At 47.5% G+C, this 1691-nt stretch carries 1 protein-coding gene and 1 pseudogene; both read right to left on the bottom strand.

Going from position 1 to position 1691, the window contains the following annotated elements; all coding sequences use genetic code 11:
* Positions 1-268, bottom strand: a pseudogene (locus tag KDK19_RS07470) (dGTPase); the annotation flags it as partial.
* 106 nt (positions 269-374) lie between these two features.
* The coding region (locus tag KDK19_RS07465) for an SGNH/GDSL hydrolase family protein (RefSeq protein WP_257291661.1) at positions 375-1691 on the bottom strand (1317 nt) is incomplete at its 5' end.

The raw sequence follows: 1691 nt of genomic DNA, 5'->3' as shown, positions 1-1691 counted from the left end.
CGGCTTCGGACAGGCGTTGAAGAATCGTCTGTGCCAGAAACCGACCGGTTTGTTGCACTTCCAGAGAGTGCGTTAGACGACTGCGAACAGCGGCATTGGTCTCCAGAGGGTAAACCTGAGTTTTTTGTTGCAGTCGGCGTACGGCAGCGGACTGAATGATTCGGCCCCGGTTACTCTCTGTTTCCGTTAACAGATCCCGATCCGGGTCGGCAGAACTGACTCTGGGTCGAGTGCAGGTGAGTTTAGTCAGATAGTTCATGCTGATCATAGTCGGCAGGAACCCCTTTAAGGTGAGGTTTGCCTTGGCTCTGCAGATGCTGAAACACCGAGTGTCAGCAAATGCATAGGGTTGTGGACACAGTAATAAACCATTATTACAGCTCTGCCGGACATTGACCTTCGAATATCAATTGAACGTATTCCCGCTCCAGATATCCCGGTTTGCACGTCAAATAATGCAACAGGAGTTCATCAGCAAGCCTGCGATCAACCTCCGGGCATTCCACTTTGTAATTGAGAATAGACAGCATCTTGCAGTTGAAATTGAAAATCCAGTTTTGCACCGTACTCGATGGATGAATGGAATCTATATAGAAATGATCACTGCGGTTCTTGCAGGGACTCGCCTTATAACTTTCGCAGATATCCACCTGAGCATTATCAGAACAGCCTCTGAAGGTGACATCAAGACAGGGCGTTTCAGTGTTAACATCTCGCTGGCGAGCCTGTTCTAACATAATGTCAAACATTCTGTTGTAATCGAAAAACAGCAGTAACAGGTCAGGATACTTTTTTTTCAGCCGGAAGAACGCTTTCACGGCCATCCGGTTATGATTGATGATCACTTGATGCACTTCCTGACGATCCTCTGAATTGCGCAGGCAGGGTGTTTTAGTAACATCGGGAAGCGTCCCCCAGAAAATGGTTCTGGCCCCATGTTCATAGAGATTTTCAATAGCCGCTGACAGCTTGGCGATCACCAGGTGGTAATTCCAGTAACGGTTGAGATAATCATTAGCGCCACCTGCCAACATAAAAACCTGCCCCTCAGAAAAGGGGGAATGATGTTGCAGCAGATGATTAACCTGTTCCTCAACCGAACTCAGAATAGGCTTTCCGCCTCTGATGCTATTGGTGAGAAAACTGATATTGGCCAGCCGACTTTCACCAAACAGAAAGGACCAGAAAAAATCCACTAACACTTCTGAAAAACCTACCACTGTGCTGCCGCCATGAGACTGATCGACATACTCGGTTTTATTGGATGGATTCAGATACAGGGCTTTGGCTATCAGTTCCGGAGCCATCAGATCATCACAAAAACGCCCTTCGTGATAATTGGCACCGGGTATGGCGCCACAAAAACTGCCAAAAACAAAGCCCGGTAACATACGACCGCCCCAGGGATAAAGTGCCATTTGACGTTCATCCAACGTACCGCTGCCTTCAAGAAATCGACTGTAGCTATAGAAATTCCCCGAATCAACGGTGCTGTCTCCTACCACAAAGACATTGCTGACAGGCAGGGGCTCCCGGGCACAAAAGCGTTCAGTGAGTTTGGGATAAAACATCTTTTCGTACGCTAAACAAGGTAACGACAACAGCAATATCATACTAAGCCACCCACGAATCATAGTGAAACTCCCATTAGGCCGACCAGTAAAAAGCTGAGGATTATAGTGGATTACCCT

The organism is Endozoicomonas sp. ONNA1, assembly GCF_024606325.1.
GTDB lineage: Bacteria > Pseudomonadota > Gammaproteobacteria > Pseudomonadales > Endozoicomonadaceae > Endozoicomonas_A.
The sequence above is the reverse complement of the archived record's forward strand: the minus strand, read 5'-3'. Positions and strand labels throughout refer to the sequence as shown.